The organism is Sphingobium sp. B8D3B (assembly GCF_025961875.1).
GTDB lineage: Bacteria > Pseudomonadota > Alphaproteobacteria > Sphingomonadales > Sphingomonadaceae > Sphingobium.
In genome coordinates, this window is the sequence record NZ_JAOQON010000001.1 from 87,922 (window position 1) to 108,416 (window position 20,495).

The window sequence follows — 20,495 nt, forward strand, 5'->3', positions numbered from 1 at the left end:
CCACGCTCCGCCCGATCCGTGCGACGAAGGCACAGTCGAGCGCACTCGCCATTTGGCGCGGCGCGCCGAATGCGCTAGCGTCGCTGGCCATGGCTGAACGCAAGGGTCTTGATGCATTTGAGGGCTGCGCCCTGCCGGCCGCGCTCGAAACGATGGGCGAGCGGTGGTCGTTCATGATCCTGCGCGCCTGCTTCAGCGGCATCGTCTATTTCGAGGATTTCCAATGTGCGCTCGGCATCGCCCGCAACATCCTGTCCAATCGGTTGGGTAAGCTGGTTGCGAGGGGCATCCTCACCCGTGAGCCGGTCGCGAATGACAAGCGCCGTGTCGCTTACGGCCTTACCGAGAAAGGCAAAGCCTTGATGCCGGTGATGATTGCGCTGCGCCAGTGGGGGGAGCGCTGGGAACCGGTGCCGCCGGCACGCCGGATTCTGGCGGATAGCCGGGACCGGCAGCCAGTCCGCGAGGTGCGCTTGCAGGCCGCAGATGGCCGGCTGCTCGACTATCAGGATCTGTGCTGGATCGAGGCGCCGGCCGCGGCCGACCAGGAGCCGGATTGCACAGCCGCGCCCTTGCGCGCGATGGGCGCCGCACGTTGAGCCCGCCGATGACCTCCGTGCTCGTCATCCGCCGTCGGCCGTTCTTCGAGGACAAGAACAAGGCGTTCTGGACCTTGCAGGCGGTCGGATGGACCGGCGCCTTCCTGCTGCGCGCCGTCTCCGGCATCGCCAATGGCCAGCCAATGTCTTTCCTGGTGCCGGTGCTGATCTCGACGATCACCGGTTATTCGCTCACGCTGCTGATGGCGGTCGGCTATCGCTTCCTGCTGAGGCAGACGCCGATCGTCACCTGGACCGCCTCGATCGTCATTGCGATCGTCGCGGGCGGAACATCCGCCTTTATCGATGCCTGGGTGTTCACCACGCTCAACCAGTCGGGCGATGGTTCCAGCCTCAAGCTGTTCCTGGGAGCTTTTTACCTCAATTTCACGCTGCTGGGGGCGTGGTCGGCGCTTTATTACGCGATCAATTTCTACATCACCGTGGAAGAGCAGGCCGACCAGTTGCAGTTGCTGGAGAGCCAGGCGAGCAGCGCCCAGCTTGCCATGCTGCGCTACCAGCTCAATCCGCATTTCCTGTTCAACACGCTCAACAGCATTTCCACGCTGGTACTGCTCAAGCAGACCGAGCGGGCCAATGCGATGCTATCCCGCCTGTCGGCGTTCTTGCGCTACACGCTCATCAACGAGCCGACGGCGCAGGTGACGCTTGAGCAGGAGGTGGAGACGCTCAAGCTGTATCTGGAAATCGAGAAAATGCGCTTCGAGGATCGCCTGCGCCCGATTTTCGACATTCATCCGGCGGTCGCCTCCGCGCGACTTCCTTCGCTGCTGCTGCAACCTTTGGTCGAGAACGCCATTAAATATGCCGTAACCCCCCAGGAGGAGGGCGCGGATATCGTGGTCACAGCGCAGCCTGTCGGCGAAAACGTGCGGATCGTCGTTTCGGACACCGGTCCCGGCTTGAATGGGAGCGATCAGCGCATGACGAAGGGTACGGGTGTGGGCCTTGCCAACATTCGTGACCGATTGGTTCAGGCGTTCGGGGAACGCCAGAATATGGAAACGCGTTCACCACCCGAGGGGGGCTACAGCGTCATCATCGAGATGCCGTTCATTACCGCCGAACCATCAAGGGTAGCCGCATGACCATACGCACCATTCTCGTCGACGATGAAAGCCTCGCCATTCAGGGGCTGAAGCTCCGCCTGGAGGCTCATCCCGACGTTGAGATCGTGGAGACGTGCACCAACGGTCGCGAAGCGATCCGCGCGATCAAGACACACAAGCCCGATCTCGTCTTTCTCGATATCCAGATGCCCGGCTTTGACGGCTTCTCCGTGGTCCAGGGGGTGATGGAGGTCGAGCCGCCGCTTTTCATCTTCGTGACGGCTTATTCCGATCACGCGCTGCGAGCCTTTGAGGCGAAGGCAATCGATTATCTGATGAAGCCGGTGGAAGAGCAGCGCCTTGCCGACGCGCTCGACCGTGCCCGAACCCGCCTGCACGAGAAGAAGCAGGTGGAGGAAGCCGGTCGCCTGCGCGAAGTGCTGGCCGAGGTGGCTCCGGACGCAGTTTCCGAAATGCCGGCGGACAATGAGGCGCCCTCATCGAGCCGTTATGAGAAGCTCATCAACATCAAGGATCGCGGGCAGATCTTCCGCATCGATGTCGACACCATCGAAAGGATCGACGCGGCCGGCGATTATATGTGCATCTACACGGCGGATAACTCGCTGATCCTTCGGGAGACGATGAAGGACCTCGAAAAGCGTCTCGATCCGCGCAATTTCCAGCGGATTCATCGCTCGACCATCGTCAACCTGTCGCAGGTTCGTCAGGTCAAGCCGCATACCAACGGCGAGTGCTTCTTGATCCTCGAATCCGGCAGCCAGGTGAAGGTGAGCCGCTCCTATCGCGACGTGGTCGCGCGCTTCGTGCACTAAGAGCGCCACCGCTCAGGTGATGCGACTGAAAAGAAAGGCCGGTCCCTCGCGGGGCCGGCCTTTCCATTTGCCTGGGAGGCAGAAGCGTGGCTGTCAGGCTGCTCAGCAGCGGCTGTCGGCCTTGTCGATCGCGCGGCCGGCAATCGCACCCACGGCGCCGCCGATGATCACGCCCGCGGTCTTGTCACCACGGCGACCGGCGACCTCATGGCCGAGCAGGCCACCGGCAAGGGCGCCGATGATCGTGCCGCCCGTGCCATTGTCCCGGCAGCGGTTATCGTAGCGATAGTTGCGACGATCCGAATAACGGGCATCGCGGTAATCACGATAGTCGCGGTCGTTGTAGCGATAGTCACGGCCATAATCGCTGCGATAGTCGCGATAATGGTCACGGGCCATGGCCGGAGCCGTGACGCCGAAGGACGTTGCGACCATGGTGGCGGCCGCCGTGATGCTGAGGAACTTGCGTGCAGTCATGGTCTTGCTCCTTGAAATCCTTTGGCGGGCATCTTGCGGCACGGTGGCCACGCCTTGTCCGTCATGATTTCTGTTTAGACCCCATCCGTTGAGCCGAAGCTGAATGGACATTTTAGCCGAGGTTCAGCTTTGTCGCTCTGCTGTCGCCCGGCTGGCGCGCTGCCCGAGGGGGCGCTAGGAGCAAGGCCATGCGGCGCATCCTGCTCATTCTCGCCCTCTTCATTCTGCTGATGAATGGCCGCCACCCGGCGCTTTCTCCCGGGCTTGAGAGCGGGCTGCTGCTCATCGAGGCCGAGCCACTGGCGCTGACGTCGGCCGCAGCCGACGCCACGGCCTTCGGGCCGCTCCGCCTGACGGGCGCCTGGTCCCTGACCAGCCCGCGTGAGGTCTTCGGCGGCATTTCCGCGCTGATGGTGCGCGCTGACGGCAATCTGACCGGGCTGAGCGATTCGGGGGAATTGTTCGAGATCATGCGGCCGGGGCGGCCGGGCGTTGGCAAGGTCCAGTCCCTGCCGCGCTGGGCGGTCGAGCGGGATTGGCCGCGCTGGAAGATGGATTCGGAGAGCCTCGCGCACGATCCGGCATCGGGGCGCTCCTGGGTGGGGTTCGAGCATCTTCAGCGAATCTGCCGCTATGCGCCCCGGTTTCGCCGTGTCGAAGCCTGCGTCGCCCCTGCGGAAATCAGACATTGGCCCTCGACGGGCAGCATCGAATCGCTGGTGCGGCTGGGCGATGGCCAGTTTCTCGCCATTGCCGAGATGGCGCAGGATCGCTCCGGCGCGTTCGAGGCGCTGCTGTGGCAAGGTGACCCGGTTGCGCGGGAGACGCCACCGCCGCTGCGGCTTCGCTATCATGCCCCGGCGGGTTACCGGCCGACGGATGCGCTGTGGCTTGGCGGAGACCGGCTGCTGGTCCTCAATCGGCGGCTGACGCTGGCACACGGCTTTACGGCCCGGCTGAGTCTTGTGCGACTGCCAGCGTTGAAGGATGGCGCCGAGCTTTCCGGCACGGTCGTGGCCCGGCTGGAGCTGCCCGGGTTGGCGGATAATTTCGAGGGGCTGGCGCTGGGCTGGGAGGCGGGTCAGCCGATCCTGTGGGTCGTTTCCGACAATAACCGCTTTGCCCTGCAGCGCACCTTGCTGCTGCGCTTCGCCTTGCCGGCCGACTGGATCGGGGAGGGGCTGCGACCCTGAATTACAGGCACAGAAAAAGGCGGCCTGCTGAGGCCGCCCCTTTCAATCTCTGTGTCTGGCCGAATGGATCGGCCAGCGCGTTCAGGCAGCCTTGACGGCTACCTTCTTGACGATCTCACGCTTCAGGCGACGCACGCGCAGCGAGAGCTTTTCGTCAGAGGTCTTGAGCAGCCAGTTGTCCAGACCACCGTTATGCTCGACCGAGCGCAGGCCGTGGGTCGAAACCCGCAGCTTCACGCCACGCTCCAGCGTGTCGGAGATGAGCGTCACATTCTGCAGGTTGGGCAGAAACACGCGCTTGGTCTTGTTATTGGCGTGGGACACGTTGTGGCCCACTTGGCGGCCCCGGCCGGTCAGTTCGCAGATGCGCGACATGTCAATCGATCCTGATACTTGGTCGTTCGGAAAGCGGCGCCGATACAAGGCGGGGGACGAATCGTCAAGGCGGTTTCCCGCAAAACGACCCTGTCCTTGCGCGCGGCCTAGCAGGACTGGCCTCGACAGGGAAGGGCGGATGAGCCACTAGCTGCGATCATGTCGAGCGCTTTTCCCCTGCCCGAGCCGATGCGTCTGGCGCTGGACTGTGCGCGCCGCGCTGCGGACGCGGGGGAAGTGCCGATCGGCGCTGTGATAATGCGGAATGGCGCGGTGATCGGGCAGGGCGAGAATCGCAACCGGCGCGATCGCGATCCCACGGCGCATGCCGAGATCGTCGCGATCCGCGCTGCCTGCGCACATCTCGGGCAGGACCGGCTTGGCGATTGCGACCTGTGGGTGACGCTCGAACCCTGCCCCATGTGCGCGGGGGCCATTGCCCATGCCCGGATCGCCCGGCTTTATTATGGCGCGGCCGATCCCAAGGGCGGTGGTGTCGAGCATGGTGCGCGGGTCTTTGCGCAGCCTCAATGCCATCACCGTCCGGAGATCTTTCCCGGCATCGGCGAGGACAGCTCAGCGCGCCTTTTGCGGGACTTTTTCGCCGCGCGGCGGTGACGCGGTTGCGGAAGACGCCTGCGCCTCCAGCGGCTCGATCCGGTAAAGCCGGTAGGGCAGCTCGCTCGCCGCCTTGACGGTGACCGGGGTCAGGAAGGGGAATGTCTCGCCACGCGCCAGCCGTGCATAGAAGCCCTTGGGACTGCGGCGCTGGTAGATCGTCCCTTCCGGGAAGCCGGGACAATAGAGCAGATAGGTCGCGCCGCGCTTCTGCGCGATCTTGCGAAATGTCTCGGGCGACCCATCGAAGGCGTGGTGCACGTCGAGAATGGCTTCCTGATTGCGGTGATAGGGGCCGGCAATGACCGTGTGGTGCGTAATCGCGATGAGGCGCGGCCCCAGATCGACGAGGGTGAAGATCGTCGCAGGCGCGATCTGGTCGAGCGGTTGCAGCGCAGGCTGGGTGCGGCAGCGCACTTCCGGTCGATGCGTGCCGGTGAGCGGCTTCGTGGCGGGTTTTGAGACCGCGGACAGATTGGACGCCGGTGCGGCGCTGGCGCTGTTGGCTGAGGCGTTCTTCGCCGAGGGGGACGCCTGGTTGCGAATCGAGGGCGCGGTGTTCGCCTGGTTTTCCGGCTTGGGCGCCTGGGCAAAGGCCTTTGAAACGATGGGATAGAGGAAATAGACGCTGCTCGCCCAGATGAGGACGAGCGCGGCCGGCACGGCCAGCAATCGCCGGAGCCACGAGCCGGTGAGCAGGGTGACGATGATCGCCCAGCCGGCCCAGGCGACCGGGGGAATGGCCAGAAGCTGCGCGGCAGGGCCGGCGCGGATTTGCCAGAAGGTGAGCGCGATGGCGAAGGCGATCATCAGCGTGACCGTGGCCCAGGCCCACATCCGCTCCGAATCGCGGCGGGCGGCCCAGCAACCGATCAGGCCACAGAGCAGACCCGTCACCGGCAGGCTGATCATCGGCACCCAGCTCGATTGTGCTTGCACATAGATCGGCTTGGCCTCGCGGATGTAGACCAGCCAGCTCTTCTGGAGTTCAGGCGAGATGCCGTAGAGGTCCGTCACGCAATTGGGCCAGCTCAGCCATGCAAAAGCGAGAACGGCCCCTCCCCCAAGGGCCGCGGCGCCCAGGCGCTGCAGCCAGCCGCGGAGGGGCAGGAGGGTGAGGCCGTAAAGAACGCCCGCCGTCAGCACGAGTACGCTGGCCCAGACCGGTGAGATGGCATCGCATACCGGCGCGCGATTGGCGTTGCTGGCGAACAGCGCGTAGCCGAGCGCCGTCGTACCGCCGAGGCCAAGCGCATAGGGGCGGACGCGGCGGGCAGCGCCTTCCTTGAAAATCCACCGCAAGGCAATGAGCGCGCCGGCCCCGACGAGATATACCAGCATTTCCATGCCGATGACCACGGAGAGAGCGCTGGCGACGCCGGTGACGACACCGCCGCGCGTCCACTTGCGATCGACAAGGCCCGCAAGCGCGGTCGCCGTGAGCGCCAACTGCCAGCCATGATGATCTATGCGCAGCGGCATGAACATGGAGAGGCCCATGCCGGCGCCCAGCGGCAGCAGCATCGCGATGAACCAGCCCTGGCCCTGGCCACGATCCGACAAGCGCCGGGCGATGAAGGCAAGGGCGAGCATCAGCAGCAGCAACGGGAGCAGTGGCTCGACGCCAACCGCCAGTTCCTCGGCGCGCGCGCGATCGGTGAACAGGCTGAAGAAGAGGATGAGGGCGGCGATGGGCAGATCGACCAGCCGGCTCCAGTGGATATTGGCGCCATCGGGCGGCGCCATGCGGTGCTGCCGCAAATCCCACCAACTCTGCCCGGCCAGCCAGTCCCTCACCTGCAGATACCGCATATTATCGTCGGTATCGCCAAGGGAGAGGAAGCGAATGGCATCCGCGGAGCGATTCAGGAAATAGGCCGCGATGATCAGCCAGGCGATGACGATCAGCCAGCGCCATTCACGCTGCGCGAACCCCTCTATGGCGCGCCACAGCCGGCTCGCGCGCGATGTCCACCCGCTTTGAGTGGCAGAACTGTCAATCCGCATGGTTCAGCGCCCGATAGCCATATGTGCAGGAACAGGCAGGGCGGCCTCGTCGTCCCGATACGCCTGCGGTCTTACCCAATGGGGAACCGCGACCATTGCCGCTGCCGAGTTCACGGCCTAGGGCTTAGCCATGTGCATCAAAAGCGCAACGGGGCAAATCACACATGAGTGAATCGAAACGCCGGTCGGCTGAAAGTGCGTGTAGCTGATGATCGGTGGACAACTCGTGCGCTATGCGCTGACCGGCGGCTTCGTCACGGCGCTGCAGGCTGGCGTCTACTGGGTTCTGGCGCAATTGCTGGGCGTCCACCCGCAACTCGCGAATGTCTGCGGCTATCTGGTTGCGGTAGCTACAGGCTATGTGCTGCATGGCCGCTTCACATTTCGGGGGCATGGTAGCCGGGATCGTCCGGTGGCGCAGGCGGTGCGCTTTGCGATCGTTTCGCTGCTCAGTCTGGCGCTCAACGCCTTCTGGGTCTGGCTGTGCGTGGAACGGCTGATGCTGCCGCTCTGGTCGCCGATCCCCTTGATGGGCGTGGTCACGCCGGTGCTGGTCTTCACGCTCAACCGCCAATGGGTGTTCCGCTAAGGCGAGCGCGCAATAAAAAAGGGCCGCCGGATCGCCGGCAGCCCTTTTCGAATTCTTACGGCAAAGCCTTGGATTACATCGCGTTGTTGGCGACGTTGCTGGCACCGTTCGCCATGTTGTCCATCGCGTTGCCCGCGGCGTTCATGGTGTTGTCGGCAGCGTTTTCCACGTCGTTGGACATGTTCACGGTGTTGTTGACGGCTTCGTTGGTCTCGGACTTGGAGCACGCGGCGAGGCCGAGCGAAGCAGCCAGAACAAGCGAGATGGCAATAGTCTTGGTCATGGGCAAACCCCTTGATGAATTCAAACCGAGCAGAAGCTGTGGAAGGGGTCCCCCCCCTTTGCCTGCGAAGCGATTCGTATCGATTTGTGAGCGCCAGCGCAATCCCTTGGTAATGATGCCCATTAACCAGCGATGAAAGCTATGGCTTGAACTGCCTCCGCGGATGCCGCAGACAGCCGGGCGATGCTGGGACAACTCGATCTTTTCCGCGCTCTTGCCGATCCCACGAGACTGCGGATCGTGCATCTTCTGCGTGAGATGGAACTGGCGGTGGGCGAAGTTGCGCTCGTCGTCGGGCAGAGCCAACCCCGCGTTTCCCGGCATGTCCGCATATTGGTCGAAGCCGGGCTGGCGGAACGCCGGAAGGAAGGCAGTTGGGTGTTCCTGCGCCTGTGCGGGGGACAGGAGACGCCGGCATTGCTGGCCCTGCTCGACGCGGCGGCACCCTCAGCAAGCGAGCGGCTGTGGATCGACGCGGATCAGGCGCGCCTTACGGCCGTTCGGGCCGAGCGGGCGCGCGCGGCCGAGGATTATTTCGCGAGCCATGCCGAGGAATGGGACGCCCAGCGCTCGCTCTATGTGCCGGAGGCCGATGTGGAAGCGGCCATGCTGGCGATGCTCAAGACGCACAAGCTTGGCCGCTTGCTTGATGTGGGAACGGGGACGGGGCGGATCGCGACGCTGTTCGCCGCGCAGTCCGAGCAGGTGCTGGCGATCGATCGCAGTGCCGAAATGCTGCGGCTGGCGCGCGGGAAGCTGCCGCGCGACATCGCCGACCGGGTGCATTTTCTGGCGGGCGATTTCAGTGCCTTGCCCATCGAGGATGGGTCAGCCGACACGGCGATTTTGCATCAGGTGCTGCATTATGCGCAGGCGCCCGAACGGGTCATCGCCGAGATCGCGCGCACCTTGCGACCTGGCGGGCGCCTGCTGATCGTCGATTTCGCGCCGCATGAGCGGGAGGAGTTGAGAACGCGCGATGCCCATAGCCGGCTAGGCTTTTCCGACGAGCAGATCAGGGCGTGGTTTGCGGCGGCAGGCGTGGCGCTGGAACGGGTGGAAACACTGGCGGGCGGTGAGTTGACCGTGAAGCTGTGGCTCGGCCAGAGCCAGCGCGTGCCGCTGGCTCAAAAGAAGGACGCCCGACGCGCATAAACGCCGGGCGCCGCAACTGCATTTCGCGACAATCGAGGGAGATCAGTCGCTCGGCACGAGGTGGCGCCGGCGCGCCATCAAGGCCAGCCGATCCTTGACCGCCAGCTTGAGGCGCTTGAGTCGTTGCAGCTTTCCGAAATCCGGCGCGCGCTGCCGCTGTTCAAAGCGCAGGGCTTCATCGAGCTTCTGGTGCCGATCAAGGAGACTGAAGATATGCTTGGACATATGCCACTCCGTTGGAAGGTTTCCAAAACTCGGGTGACAACCGGGCGATGATCTTGTCTGCATGGGGGTGCCAGACGTCGCACCGGTGTCACCCGATGCGGTCCGACATCACGAGCTGACGCAGGGGGAACGTCGTTGCTCGCCAGAGGGGCCCGGCCCGCACATCCAATGTAGCAAGCCGGGACGGCTGTTCAAGTCTGAACAGGCTTTTTCTGTCGCAAAAACCGCCTCATAGCGGGCGTGTCGCGGAGCGACCGGCGTTATTCGCCGAGTTGGCGGGCTTCCTGATATTTGAGCTCAAGATAGCGGTTATGAACCGCGAGCTTGTCGAGATCGCCATCGGCGAGCTGGGCCGTCATATGCGCGATCTCCTGCTCGATGACAGACAGGCCCTCGACCAGTTGCGCGTCCGGCACGCGGCCGTTGCGAGGGACATGACGCAGCGGTTCGGGAATCGACTGATAGCCGGTAACCAGCTCCGGCAGATGGTCGCTGAGCAGGCGGCGGACCTCGACGGCGGCAGGCTCGCGGGGGTCGAGCTTGGCGAGCTGAGGTGCCAGGGTCTCCAGCCGGTTGCCGATGGCGTTGACGATGGGGATGGCGGGCGCCGGGAGCGCGCGACGCTGATTGTCGAGCCAGATCTCGGTCTTTTGCGGAAGCGTCTTGAGGTCTGCCTGCGCGAGCCGTTCCGGCTCCATGACGCGGGGCTCGGTGGAGATGAACGCGAAAGCGAGGCAGGCGATGAGCAGGCCCATGACCAGCAGAACGCCCGTGGTGCCGATGCCACCCAGCACGAACCCGGCAATCGCCGCGCCCACCAGCACGGCAGCGACCGCGAGGATCATGCGCTTGAGCCGCCGCGTCCAGTCGCGCTGCATCCGGGCGATCTTGCGACCGGTATGGCGGTAGCGCTCGCTGGTCCGCGCGATCAGCTCATTGGCGCGCTGGACGATCTCGTCGACTTCGCTGGGCATGGCGGCCCTGTTACTCGATTGCCGTCAGCGGAGACTGACCGCTGGTGACCGCTGCCTGCGCGCGGGCCTGACCCTCCGCGCGCGCGATATAGCCTTTCGACTTCTCGACTTCAGTGCTCAGCGTGTTCACCGTCGTCTTCATATTCTCCAGCGCTTTCAGCTTGAAGGTGTCGATGTTGTCCATGGTGTCGTAGATGTTCTGGAAGGCGCGCTGCAGCGTCTCCAGCGGAATCGTGCTGCTGGCCGCCTGCTCATGGATTTGCGCCGACTGGGTCTTGAGCAGTTCGCCCGTCGAATCGATGAGATTGGCCGTGGTCGTGTTAAGCGCGGTGATCTGATCGAGGACCAGCTTCTGCCCGGCCAGCGCCTGCGCCACGGTCACCGCCGTGCGTAAGGCCGAGACGGTGGTCGTGCTGGCCCGGTCTACGCCCTTCACCAGCTCCACATTGTTCTTCTTGACCAGATCCAGCGCTAGATAGCCCTGCACGGTGACTGCCATTTGCGTCAGCAGGTCCTGGGTGCGCTGGCGAACGTAGAACAGCGCGCTCTCCTTGATGGCCTTGCTCTTGGCCGGATCGGTTGCCTCCAGCTCGAAGGCCTTTTGCTCGAGCCGCGCGTCCATGGCCTTGGCGATGTGGATCATCTGCTCCAGCCGGCCCATGGTCGCCCACATGTTCTGGCGCTCGACATCGATGGCGGCATTGTCCTTGATCAGCGTGTCCTTGCCGCTGGCGAGGCTGCCGAGGATCGAATTGATGTGCGTCTGGCTCGACTTGTAGCTGTCGAAATAGTTGCGCATCTTGTTGCCGAACGGGATGATGCCGAAGAGCTTGCGCGGCGCGAGCAGATTGCCGCGCTTGCCGGGATCGAGATCCTCGATGACACGGCGCAGCTCGGCAAGGTCGGTTCCGACATTGCTGTCCGCGTCCATGGCGCGCACCGGGCGATCGAGGAAGCGGTTGGAGTGGCCGGCAGCTTCCGCAATCTCCTTGCGGCCCATATTGGTGATCTGATCGACCTTGGCGCCGAACTCGGGGGAATTGGCGTCGAGCGCGGCCAGTTCCTCGACAAAAGCATCGACCTTTTCGTCGAGCTTGCTCTTCTTCTCATCTTCCAGCGGGACGAGGCCGGCAGCGCGTTCAGCCGTCACATTGGGCACCACCTCGGGTGGGGTGAGATCGAGCTTGTCTTGGGTCGTCGTCGCGCTGGTCGCCATCTGGGTCTCCTTGGGGTGTAATATTGCGATATAACACCGCCGGTTCAAGGCCGGTCTTCAGTATAGGGGGCATGGGGCGGAGAAGTAAGTCCCCGGAGGCGAGGACGCGGATTGCACTGCGCGGCCACGGCCCTCGCGAGGAGACGCCGGGACGGAGCGATGGTAAATCAAATCTAAGCCATTTGAGGCTAGGCCCTGCCGCCTTGGAGAGAACATTGCAAAGGCGGGGGAAATGCACCACCATCATCGCTTCGAGAGGATGTCCCTTGGAAGGCGGTTGGACAGGCAGGCAGCCTGTCAGGCAGCGGGGGGCGCCATTATGGATGTTTATGATCTCGTCGTGATCGGCAGTGGGCCGGCCGGGCGCCGGGCAGCGGTGCAGGCCGCAAAGCTCGGTAAATCGGTGCTGGTGGTGGAAGGGCGCAAGCGTGTCGGCGGCGTGTCCGTGCACACCGGCACCATCCCGTCCAAGACCCTGCGGGAGACCGTGCTCAATCTGACGGGCTGGCGCGAGCGCGGCTTCTACGGCCGCTCCTACCGTGTGAAGAAGGACATTGGCGGCAGCGATCTCGATCACCGGATCGACAAGACGCTGGAGCATGAGGTGGACGTGCTGGAGCACCAGTTCCAGCGCAATGGCGTGCGCACGCTGGAGGGGTTTGCTCGTTTTACCGATCCGCACACCCTGCTGGTCACCGCGCCGGACGAAAGCGAATTGCGGGTGCGTGGTGAGCGCATCCTGATTGCGGTCGGCACTGCGCCGTTCCGGCCGGATAATATCCCCTTCGACGACGATATCGTGCTGGACAGTGACGTGCTGATTGAGGCGCCGCGCGTGCCGCGCTCGCTGGTGGTGATCGGTGCGGGCGTGATCGGCATCGAATATGCGACGATCTTCTCCGCGCTGGATGTGGCGGTGACGCTCATCGAGCCGCGCGAGACATTCCTGGACTTCATCGACCGGGAGATCATCGAGGAATTCATCCATCAGTTGCGCGACCGGGGCATGACCATCCGGCTGGGCGCCAAGGTCACCAACGTGGCAAAGGATGCGAGCGGAGCCGTCTTCACCACGCTGGAGGACGGGCGCGCGATTCGCTCCGAGATGATGCTGTTCGCGGCCGGGCGGGTGGGCGCGACGCATACGCTCGGGCTGGAGCATTGTGGACTGGCGGTGGACAATCGCGGACGGCTGAAGGTGGATCCCAAGACCTTCCAGACCGATGTGCCGCACATCTACGCGGCAGGCGACGTGATCGGCTTTCCCAGCCTTGCCTCGACCTCGATGGAGCAGGGGCGGATCGCGGCGTGCCATGCCTTTGATCTGCCGATGCCGCCGGCGCCGGCCTATTTCCCTTATGGCATCTACGCGGTGCCGGAGATTTCCACGGTCGGCATGAGCGAGCAGGACGTGAAGGCGAAAAAGATCCCCTATGAATGCGGGATCGCGCGCTTTCGCGAAACCTCGCGCGGGCACATCATGGGGCTGGATTCAGGGCTGATGAAGATGATCTTCTCGCTCAAGACGCGGCGGCTGCTTGGCGTGCACATCATCGGCGAGGGCGCAACGGAGCTGATCCACATCGGGCAGGCGGTGCTGAACCTTAAAGGCACGATCGATTATTTTATCGAGAATACGTTCAATTACCCGACGCTGGCCGAGGCCTACAAGATTGCGGCGCTGGATGCCTGGAACAGGATGCCCAGGGAGGGGTGAGGGTTCGGTTTTGATTTCGTCATTCCCGCGAACGCGGGAATCCAGCTTTAACCTCTGACCAGTAGCGCTGGTGCCAACTGGATTCCCGCGTTCGCGGGAATGACGAGGGGATTGTCGGAGCTGCCGGTTGCGGCGCCCTCAAAAACTCTCTTCGCCGTAGACCCTGGAAATATCGCCTGCCCATGCACCATTGTAGCGGTCGAGCAGGCGCTCGGCGTGGGTGCGGCCGGTGGCGACGACTTCGTCCAGCGCGGAGAGGTAACCGCCTTCATTTTCGCCGATGCTGTTGAGGCGGGCGCGGGCGGTGAGGCCGGCGCGAGCGATGGCGAGGACTTGCGGCGCGATGTCCTGAAGCGTGCGGCCGCCGGGGACGGGCGCGCTAAGGGCGAGGCGGGGGACTTCGGTGCGGAGGGTCTCGCGCTCCTCCATCGTCCAGTCCTTCACCATATCCCAAGCGGCATCGAGCGCGCCGTCATCATAAAGCAGGCCGACCCACAGGGCCGGCAGGGCGCAGATGCGGTTCCACGGGCCACCATCGGCGCCGCGCATTTCGAGGAAGCTCTTCATGCGCACTTCCGGGAAGGCGGTGGAGAGGTGATCCTCCCAGTCGCCCATGGTCGGTCGCTCGCCGGGGAGGGCGGGCAGCTTGCCATCGAGGAAGTCGCGGAAGCTCTGGCCGGCGGCGTCGATATATTTGCCGTCGCGGAACACGAAGTACATCGGCACGTCGAGTGCGTAGTCGGCGTAGCGCTCGTAACCGAAGCCATCCTCAAACACGAAGGGCAGCATGCCGGTGCGGTGCGGATCGGTGTCCGACCAGATGTGGCTGCGATAGGAGAGGTAGCCGTTGGGCTTGCCCTCCGTGAACGGCGAATTGGCGAACAGGGCCGTCGCCAGTGGCTGGAGCGCGAGGCTGGTGCGGAACATCTTCACCATGCGCGCTTCGCTGGAATAATCCAGATTGACCTGAATCGTGCAGGTGCGCAGCATCATGTCCAGGCCCATGCTGCCGACACGCGGCATGTGCTGCAGCATGATGCCATAGCGACCCTTGGGCATGATCGGCAGTTCAGCGCGCGTCTTGTCCGGCCACATGCCAAGGCCGAGGAAGCCGAGGCCGAGCTTGTCGCCGATGGCCTTGACCTGTTCCAGATGCCGCCCGGTTTCGGCGCAGGTCTGGTGGAGATTGTCGAGCGGGGCGCCGGAGAGTTCGAGCTGGCCGGCAGGCTCAAGGCTGATCGTGCCATCGCTGCCTGACAGCGCAATGACCTTGCCGCCTTCCTCGACCGGTTCCCAACCGAACGCGCGCAGGCCATCGAGCAGATCGCGAATGCCGCCGGGCTCATCATAAGAGGGTGCGCGATGGTCTGCGAGGCGGTAGACGAACTTCTCGTGCTCGGTGCCGATTTTCCAGCGATCTGCAGGCTTTTCGCCATCCTGGAACAGGCTGATGAGCTGGCTGCGAGACTCGATGATCGGATCTTCGCCCGCCGTTTCCTTGCGTGTACTCATTGCGTGATCCGGTCCTCGCCCTGCATCGGCGCGCCCATAAGAGGTTTGCCGCGCCCGCGCAAATTCATTTCGATTCGAAACTTGTCCAGTCACCGTTAAGCGCCATCCAGCAGGCCGTGGCGGCGAGGGCGGCTGTCTCGGCGCGGAGGATTCGCGGGCCAAGGGAGATGGGGCGGGTGGCTGCATGCGCGCGGATGAGAGCGCGCTCCTTCTCGGTAAAGCCGCCTTCCGGCCCGATGAGCAGGGCGGCCGGGCCGGTGTTTGCCGCAAAGCTCGTCGTCATCGGCTCGCCGCCCGTCTCGTCGGCGAAGAACAGGGCGCGGTCAGCCGGCCAGTCGGCGAGCAGGGCGGGGAGGGTGGTGAGGTCGGCCAAGTGCGGCAAGGCGGTGCGGCCGCATTGCTCTGCGGCCTCAACGAGATGGGCGTGCAACCGCTCGCTGTTCAGCTTGTCGACGATGCTGCGCTCGGTGCGCACCGGGAGGAGGCGCGCGACGCCCAGTTCGCAGGCCTTTTCGGCGACCAGATCGATCCGGCCCTTCTTGATCGGGGCGACACAGAGCCAGAAATCCGGCACGCTCTCCGGCGACCGCGTCTGCGCCGTGCAGCGCAGGACGAGATCGCGCTTGCGGACCTGCTCGGCGGTGGCGCTCCATTCGCCCGAGCGGCCATCGAAGAGAAGGACGGTGTCGCCCTCGCGGATGCGCATCACCGAAATCAGATAATGGGCGCTGTTGCCCTCGACCGGCACGGCGATGTGATCGGCGAGCGCCGTCTCGACGAACAGGCGCGGCGTAGATTTGGGTGGCCAGGCGGGAGTGGCGGGCATGAGCATTGCCCTAATGCATCGTCCGTTGACTCGGCAACGCCTCAATTCCGTTCGTGTCGAGCGAAGTCGAGACCCTCGACAGCATGGCGTAGGTCGAGGGGTGTGTCTCGACTTCTCTCGAAACGAACGGTGGCCGCTCAAGGCACGTGGGCAGAGGCCGCCAGGAGGTGGCGGAAGAGGAGGTCCGGCTCGACGAGGGGTTGATCGGATGGTCGCTCCTGGCGCAGGGGTGGGGCGACCATCAAGGCAACAGGGACGAGCAAGGCGATGGAGCGCAGCGAGCCGCAATATGTGCCGGATACCGAAGCGCAGGGTTTCTTGCGCCTGCTCCCGGCTGCGGCACGGCCCTACGCGCTGCTGGCGCGGTTCGACCGGCCGATCGGCTGGTGGCTGCTGTTCTGGCCCGGCGCCTGGGCGATCGCGCTTGCCGGCGGGGTGCCCGAGCGCTGGACGATGCTGCTCTGGTTCCTGATTGGCAGCATCGCGATGCGGGGCGCTGGCTGTGTCTACAATGATATCGTAGACCGCGACCTCGACGCGAAGGTGGCGCGGACCGCCAATCGGCCCATCGCCAGCGGCGCTGTGTCGCTGAAGGCGGCTTGGGCGTGGTTGCTCATCCTGTGCTTCATCGGGTTGATCGTGCTGCTGCAATTGCGCTGGCAGGCGCAGGTCGTGGCGCTGGCGAGCCTTGCGCTGGTCGCGGCCTATCCGTTCATGAAGCGCATTACCTGGTGGCCGCAGGCTTGGCTGGGGCTGGTGTTCACCTGGGCCGCCCTAGTCGGCTGGGTCGAGATCAGCGGGGGCATGAACGCGGCTGGCCTGTTGCTCTATGGCGGCGCCTTCTTCTGGGTGATCGCCTATGACACCATCTATGCCCTGCAGGACAAGGAGGATGACGCGCTGGTCGGCATCCGCTCCAGCGCCTTGGCGATGGGTCGGCATGTGCGGGCGGGCGTGGGGCTTTGCTTTGTCCTGTCCCTGCTCCTGTGGGGCGGCGCGCTCTGGCAAGTCGTGCCGAGCTGGCTCTCCCTCATGGCCCTGGCGCCTCTGGCGGTGCAGTTCGGCTGGCAGGTCTGGACCTTGCGCGAGGATGGCAAGGACCCGCTCATCAAGTTTCGCTCCAACCGCTTCGCCGGTTTGCTAATGTTCGCCGCCTGCCTTGCGGTGGGCAGTGCTTGACGAACGCAGCGGGGGCGGGCAGGCGCAGGCAGCCTGACACCGCCGGGGAGCGCCAATGCTGCGTCGCATCTATGAATGGACTCTCGAGAAGGCCGGGCATCGCACCGCGCCGCGCTGGCTGTTCGGCATCAGCTTCATGGAAAGCAGCTTCTTCCCGATTCCGCCGGACGTGCTGCTGGGGCCAATGTGCCTCTCCAAGCCCCACAAGGCCTTTCAATACGCGTTGATCTGCACCGTGGCGTCCGTGCTGGGCGCAATGCTCGGTTATGTCATCGGCATGTTCCTGTTCGATACGATCGGGCGGGCGATCCTCGATTTTTATGGTCTGACGGCGGAATTTGAGCATTTCGCGCAACGCTTCAACGAGCAAGGCTGGTTGATCGTGCTGCTGGCCGGCTTCACGCCATTGCCTTTCAAGGTGATCACCATTGCGGCGGGCGCCACCGGGATGCCCCTTTATGTGCTGGTGATCGCGAGCATCATTTCGCGGGCCGCGCGCTTCTTTCTGGTCGCAGGTCTGCTGTGGAAGTTTGGAGAGCCGATGAAGGCCTTTATCGACCGGCATTTCGGGCTGATCACGGCGATTGTCGGCGCTTTGGGCGTCGGCGGGTTCGTGCTGGTCAAGTATCTGGTGTGATGGCGTGACAATCTCCCCCGCGCCTTACCGGATCGCTGCGGCCTTCGTTGCGCGCAGGCCGCGGGTGACGGCCCTGCTTGCCGGGCTGATCTCAGCCACTGGCTTCGCGCCGCTCGGGCTGTGGCCGGTGACGGTCATCATGCTCGCGCTGGTGATGCAACTGATCTGGGTGGCGCCGGACCGCAAGAGCGCAGGGCAGATCGGCTATCTGTTCGGCCTCGGGCATTTCATGCTTGGGCTCAACTGGATTGCCCATGCCTTCACCTTTCAGGATTCGATGCCCGCGTGGCTGGGCTATCCAGCGGTTGGCCTGCTCTCGGTGTATCTAGCGGTTTATCCGGCGATGGCCGCCATGATCGGCTGGACGCTCGGGCGGGGCCGGCCGCAGGTCTTCGCGCTGTTTCTCGCCACAGCCTGGCTGCTGACCGAATATCTGCGCGCGAGCCTGTTCACCGGTTTTGCCTGGAACCCGCTCGGGGTGATCTGGCTGGGCACGGGCGTGGAACAGACGGCCATCGCCATCGGCACTTATGGTCTTGGTCTGGTCGCCATGCTGGCGGCGGCGGCGTTGTGGTGGCTGGCGCACCGGCAATGGCGGCCCGCAGGTCTCATGATCGTCGGTCTCACGCTGGTGGCTGGGCTGGGGCTGCTGCGGGCGAGCTATATCGGTGCAAAGGACCAGTCTGGCGCCCTCGCCAACATCCATGTGGTGCAGCCCAATATCAATCAGAACGAGAAGTACGACGCCAATCTTGAAATCCTGAACTTCCGCCGTCTGGCCGAGCTGACCATGCTGCGGTCCGGCAAGCCTGCGTTGATCTTCTGGCCGGAGGCAGCCGTGCCGGCGGTGCTGGATATGGAACCACGCTGGCGCGGGCGGATCGCCTCGCTGCTGGGGATGGACGATCTGCTGATGCTCGGCGGTGATAAATATCATTTCCGCGAGCAGGGCGGCGTTGTGGATACGCAGGTTCTGGAGGGCGCCAATAACAGCCTGTGGGTGCTGGACGCGCGCGGGGACCTGCATGGGCGTTATGACAAGGCGCACCTCGTTCCTTATGGCGAATATCTTCCCATGCGGCCAGTGCTGGAGGCGATCGGCCTCTCGCGGCTCGTACCGGGCAGCGTCGACTTCTGGCCCGGACCGGGGCCGCGCACGCTCGATCTGCCCGCGACTCCGGATGGCGGGCAGGCGCGCGGCAAGCTGCGGATGGCGGTGCAGATCTGCTACGAGATCATCTTCTCCGGGCAGGTGGTCGACCGGGCCAATCGTCCCGATTTCCTGTTCAACCCGTCCAATGATGCGTGGTTCGGTAGCTGGGGCCCGCCGCAGCATCTGGCGCAGGCGCGGCTGCGGGCCATCGAGGAGGGGCTGTCCGTGATCCGCTCGACCCCCACCGGCATTTCGGCGCTGGTCGACCCAGCCGGGCGTGTCGTGCGGTCCATACCCTTCCAGCAGGCGGGTGCATTCGAGGCCCCCCTGCCGGCGCCGCTTCCGCCGACCTTGTTCGCACGGCTGGGCAACCTGCTCCCGGTCGGCCTGGCCGTGCTGCTGCTCGCAAGCGGCGTTGCTATCGCACGGCGCACTCGCTAAGGAGCGCGCAACATAAACATTTCTTTATATGAACTGCGGCCCCGAACTCCCGCCACGAGAGCCGCTAGAAGAAAGGTCACGATCTCCCATGCGTTCCAGCTATCTCTTCACGTCTGAATCGGTTTCCGAGGGGCACCCGGACAAGGTTTCCGACCAGATCAGCGATTCGATCGTCGACCTGTTCCTCTCCAAAGACCCAGAAGCGCGCATCGCCTGCGAGACGCTGACGACGACGCAGCTGGTAGTGCTGGCCGGCGAAATCCGCTGCAAGGGCGTGTATGAGAACGGCCAGTGGGCGCCGGGCGCGCTGGAGGAAATCGAACGCACGGTCCGCCAGACGGTCAAGGACATTGGCTATGAACAGGAAGGCTTCCACTGGGAGACGCTGCGCTTCGAGAATAATCTCCACGGCCAGAGCGAACACATCGCGCAGGGCGTGGATGCGAGCGGCAATAAGGATGAGGGCGCCGGCGACCAGGGCATCATGTTCGGCTATGCCTGCAATGAGACGCCTGACCTGATGCCGGCGACGCTGGATTACAGCCACAAGATCCTCGAGCGCATGGCCGCCGACCGCCACTCGGGTGCGGCGCCCTTCCTGGAGCCGGACACCAAGAGCCAGGTCACGCTGCGCTTCGAGAATGGCAAGCCGGTCGCCTGCACCGCTATCGTCGTCTCCACCCAGCATGCCAAGGGCTATGATGCCGGCGAAAAGGAAGCCGAGCTCAAGGCCTATGTGAAGAAAGTGGTCGCCGATGTCCTGCCCGCCGCGCTGCTGAGCGCCGAGACCGAGTACCACATCAACCCGACCGGCAGCTTCGAGATCGGCGGCCCGGACGGCGACGCTGGCCTGACCGGCCGCAAGATCATCGTGGACACTTATGGTGGCGCGGCTCCGCATGGCGGCGGCGCGTTCTCCGGCAAGGACCCGACGAAGGTTGACCGTTCGGCGGCCTACATCACGCGTTATCTCGCCAAGAACATCGTGGCGGCGGGCCTGGCCAGCAAGTGCACCATCCAGCTGGCTTATGCCATCGGCGTGTCCAAGCCGCTCTCGCTCTATGTCGATACGCACGGCACCGGCACGGTGGGCGACGACAAGATCGAGGCGGCGATCGGCAAGATCGAGAAGCTGGGCGGCCTGACTCCGCGCGGCATCCGCACGCATCTGGGGCTTAACAAGCCGATCTATCGCAAGACCGCAGCTTACGGCCATTTCGGCCGCAAGGCGGAAGGCGACTTCTTCCCCTGGGAAAAGACCGATCTGGTCGAGGACCTCAAGGCCGCGCTGGGCTGAGCCGAAGCGCTCCTTTGCGTTCCAAGAGATAGGGAACGGCGCGAGGCTTGCTTCGCGCCGTTTTTCGTAGGTGCTGCGCGGGCGGATGAAAGCAGGCACCGCGCGCGCCGTCCCCC

General features: G+C 64.3%; 21 protein-coding genes. 12 read left to right on the plus strand and 9 right to left on the minus strand.

The window, feature by feature from the left end; genetic code table 11:
• Nucleotides 1-89 precede the first annotated feature (89 nt).
• From M2343_RS00405 to M2343_RS00415, 3 genes are read left to right on the plus strand one after another with little or no spacing between them, the layout of a single operon-like run.
• Nucleotides 90-599, plus strand: coding sequence for a winged helix-turn-helix transcriptional regulator (locus tag M2343_RS00405; RefSeq protein ID WP_264575171.1), 510 nt, complete (start codon nucleotides 90-92; stop codon nucleotides 597-599).
• Nucleotides 600-607: 8 nt separating this feature from the next.
• Nucleotides 608-1,708, plus strand: a complete 1,101-nt coding sequence (locus M2343_RS00410) for a sensor histidine kinase (protein ID WP_181560395.1) — start codon at nucleotides 608-610, stop codon at nucleotides 1,706-1,708.
• Nucleotides 1,705-2,505, plus strand: a complete 801-nt coding sequence (locus tag M2343_RS00415) for a LytR/AlgR family response regulator transcription factor (protein ID WP_181560394.1) — start codon at nucleotides 1,705-1,707, stop codon at nucleotides 2,503-2,505. The genes M2343_RS00410 and M2343_RS00415 overlap by 4 nt, the downstream gene beginning before the upstream one ends.
• A 102-nt stretch (nucleotides 2,506-2,607) precedes the next feature.
• Here the strand turns inward: M2343_RS00415 and M2343_RS00420 are convergent, their stop codons facing one another.
• A complete protein-coding gene (locus tag M2343_RS00420) occupies nucleotides 2,608-2,982 on the minus strand; it encodes a glycine zipper 2TM domain-containing protein (protein ID WP_264575172.1) in 375 nt (124 codons plus the stop codon).
• Nucleotides 2,983-3,170: 188 nt separating this feature from the next.
• Between M2343_RS00420 and M2343_RS00425 the strand changes: the two genes are divergently transcribed.
• Nucleotides 3,171-4,175 (plus strand): esterase-like activity of phytase family protein, encoded by a 1,005-nt coding sequence (locus tag M2343_RS00425; RefSeq protein WP_264575173.1) that lies wholly within the window; start codon nucleotides 3,171-3,173, stop codon nucleotides 4,173-4,175.
• 81 nt (nucleotides 4,176-4,256) lie between these two features.
• Here M2343_RS00425 and rpmB read toward each other — a convergent pair whose 3' ends face one another.
• A complete protein-coding gene (rpmB, locus tag M2343_RS00430; protein ID WP_181560391.1) occupies nucleotides 4,257-4,550 on the minus strand; it encodes a 50S ribosomal protein L28 in 294 nt (97 codons plus the stop codon).
• 159 nt (nucleotides 4,551-4,709) lie between these two features.
• On the opposite strand from rpmB, the gene M2343_RS00435 reads away from it, so the two are divergent.
• Nucleotides 4,710-5,168, plus strand: coding sequence for a nucleoside deaminase (locus M2343_RS00435; RefSeq protein ID WP_264573409.1), 459 nt, complete (start codon nucleotides 4,710-4,712; stop codon nucleotides 5,166-5,168).
• On the opposite strand, the gene M2343_RS00440 is transcribed toward M2343_RS00435, so the two are convergent.
• Entirely contained in the window at nucleotides 5,127-7,175 is a 2,049-nt protein-coding gene (locus M2343_RS00440; RefSeq protein ID WP_264575174.1) for a hypothetical protein, read from the minus strand. The genes M2343_RS00435 and M2343_RS00440 overlap by 42 nt on opposite strands.
• A gap of 208 nt (nucleotides 7,176-7,383) precedes the next feature.
• Here M2343_RS00440 and M2343_RS00445 point away from each other — a divergent pair, with 208 nt between their 5' ends.
• Complete coding sequence (locus tag M2343_RS00445; RefSeq protein WP_181560388.1) at nucleotides 7,384-7,764, plus strand: GtrA family protein; 381 nt, start codon at nucleotides 7,384-7,386, stop codon at nucleotides 7,762-7,764.
• A 73-nt stretch (nucleotides 7,765-7,837) separates the two neighbouring features.
• On the opposite strand, the gene M2343_RS00450 is transcribed toward M2343_RS00445, so the two are convergent.
• The gene (locus M2343_RS00450; RefSeq protein WP_181560387.1) at nucleotides 7,838-8,047 is read right to left on the minus strand and encodes a circumsporozoite protein; all 210 of its coding nucleotides are present in this window, start codon (nucleotides 8,045-8,047) and stop codon (nucleotides 7,838-7,840) included.
• Between the two features lie 183 nt (nucleotides 8,048-8,230).
• On the opposite strand from M2343_RS00450, the gene M2343_RS00455 reads away from it, so the two are divergent.
• Nucleotides 8,231-9,202, plus strand: coding sequence for an ArsR/SmtB family transcription factor (locus M2343_RS00455; protein WP_264575175.1), 972 nt, complete (start codon nucleotides 8,231-8,233; stop codon nucleotides 9,200-9,202).
• A gap of 42 nt (nucleotides 9,203-9,244) precedes the next feature.
• Here the strand turns inward: M2343_RS00455 and M2343_RS00460 are convergent, their stop codons facing one another.
• The 3 genes from M2343_RS00460 to M2343_RS00470 form a co-directional block, all read right to left on the minus strand.
• Entirely contained in the window at nucleotides 9,245-9,427 is a 183-nt protein-coding gene (locus M2343_RS00460) for a DUF465 domain-containing protein (RefSeq protein WP_181560385.1), read from the minus strand.
• Nucleotides 9,428-9,687: 260 nt separating this feature from the next.
• Entirely contained in the window at nucleotides 9,688-10,401 is a 714-nt protein-coding gene (locus M2343_RS00465; RefSeq protein WP_181560384.1) for a hypothetical protein, read from the minus strand.
• Between the two features lie 10 nt (nucleotides 10,402-10,411).
• Nucleotides 10,412-11,617: a toxic anion resistance protein gene (locus M2343_RS00470; protein ID WP_181560383.1), complete on the minus strand. Its 1,206-nt coding sequence runs from the start codon at nucleotides 11,615-11,617 to the stop codon at nucleotides 10,412-10,414.
• Between the two features lie 319 nt (nucleotides 11,618-11,936).
• Here M2343_RS00470 and sthA point away from each other — a divergent pair, with 319 nt between their 5' ends.
• Nucleotides 11,937-13,334 (plus strand): Si-specific NAD(P)(+) transhydrogenase, encoded by a 1,398-nt coding sequence (gene sthA, locus M2343_RS00475; RefSeq protein ID WP_264575176.1) that lies wholly within the window; start codon nucleotides 11,937-11,939, stop codon nucleotides 13,332-13,334.
• A gap of 138 nt (nucleotides 13,335-13,472) precedes the next feature.
• Here sthA and M2343_RS00480 read toward each other — a convergent pair whose 3' ends face one another.
• Both M2343_RS00480 and M2343_RS00485 read right to left on the minus strand, forming a co-directional pair.
• The gene (locus M2343_RS00480) at nucleotides 13,473-14,846 is read right to left on the minus strand and encodes a glutamate--cysteine ligase (protein ID WP_264575177.1); all 1,374 of its coding nucleotides are present in this window, start codon (nucleotides 14,844-14,846) and stop codon (nucleotides 13,473-13,475) included.
• Between the two features lie 64 nt (nucleotides 14,847-14,910).
• A complete protein-coding gene (locus tag M2343_RS00485; RefSeq protein WP_264575178.1) occupies nucleotides 14,911-15,672 on the minus strand; it encodes a 16S rRNA (uracil(1498)-N(3))-methyltransferase in 762 nt (253 codons plus the stop codon).
• Nucleotides 15,673-15,939: 267 nt separating this feature from the next.
• On the opposite strand from M2343_RS00485, the gene ubiA reads away from it, so the two are divergent.
• From ubiA to metK, 4 genes are all read left to right on the plus strand, one after another.
• A complete protein-coding gene (gene ubiA / locus M2343_RS00490; protein WP_264575179.1) occupies nucleotides 15,940-16,851 on the plus strand; it encodes a 4-hydroxybenzoate octaprenyltransferase in 912 nt (303 codons plus the stop codon).
• A 55-nt stretch (nucleotides 16,852-16,906) separates the two neighbouring features.
• The gene (locus tag M2343_RS00495) at nucleotides 16,907-17,488 is read left to right on the plus strand and encodes a YqaA family protein (protein WP_264575180.1); all 582 of its coding nucleotides are present in this window, start codon (nucleotides 16,907-16,909) and stop codon (nucleotides 17,486-17,488) included.
• A 4-nt stretch (nucleotides 17,489-17,492) separates the two neighbouring features.
• Entirely contained in the window at nucleotides 17,493-19,082 is a 1,590-nt protein-coding gene (gene lnt / locus M2343_RS00500) for an apolipoprotein N-acyltransferase (protein ID WP_264575181.1), read from the plus strand.
• Nucleotides 19,083-19,170: 88 nt separating this feature from the next.
• Complete coding sequence (gene metK / locus M2343_RS00505) at nucleotides 19,171-20,379, plus strand: methionine adenosyltransferase (protein WP_264575182.1); 1,209 nt, start codon at nucleotides 19,171-19,173, stop codon at nucleotides 20,377-20,379.
• The last annotated feature ends 116 nt before the right edge of the window (nucleotides 20,380-20,495 follow it).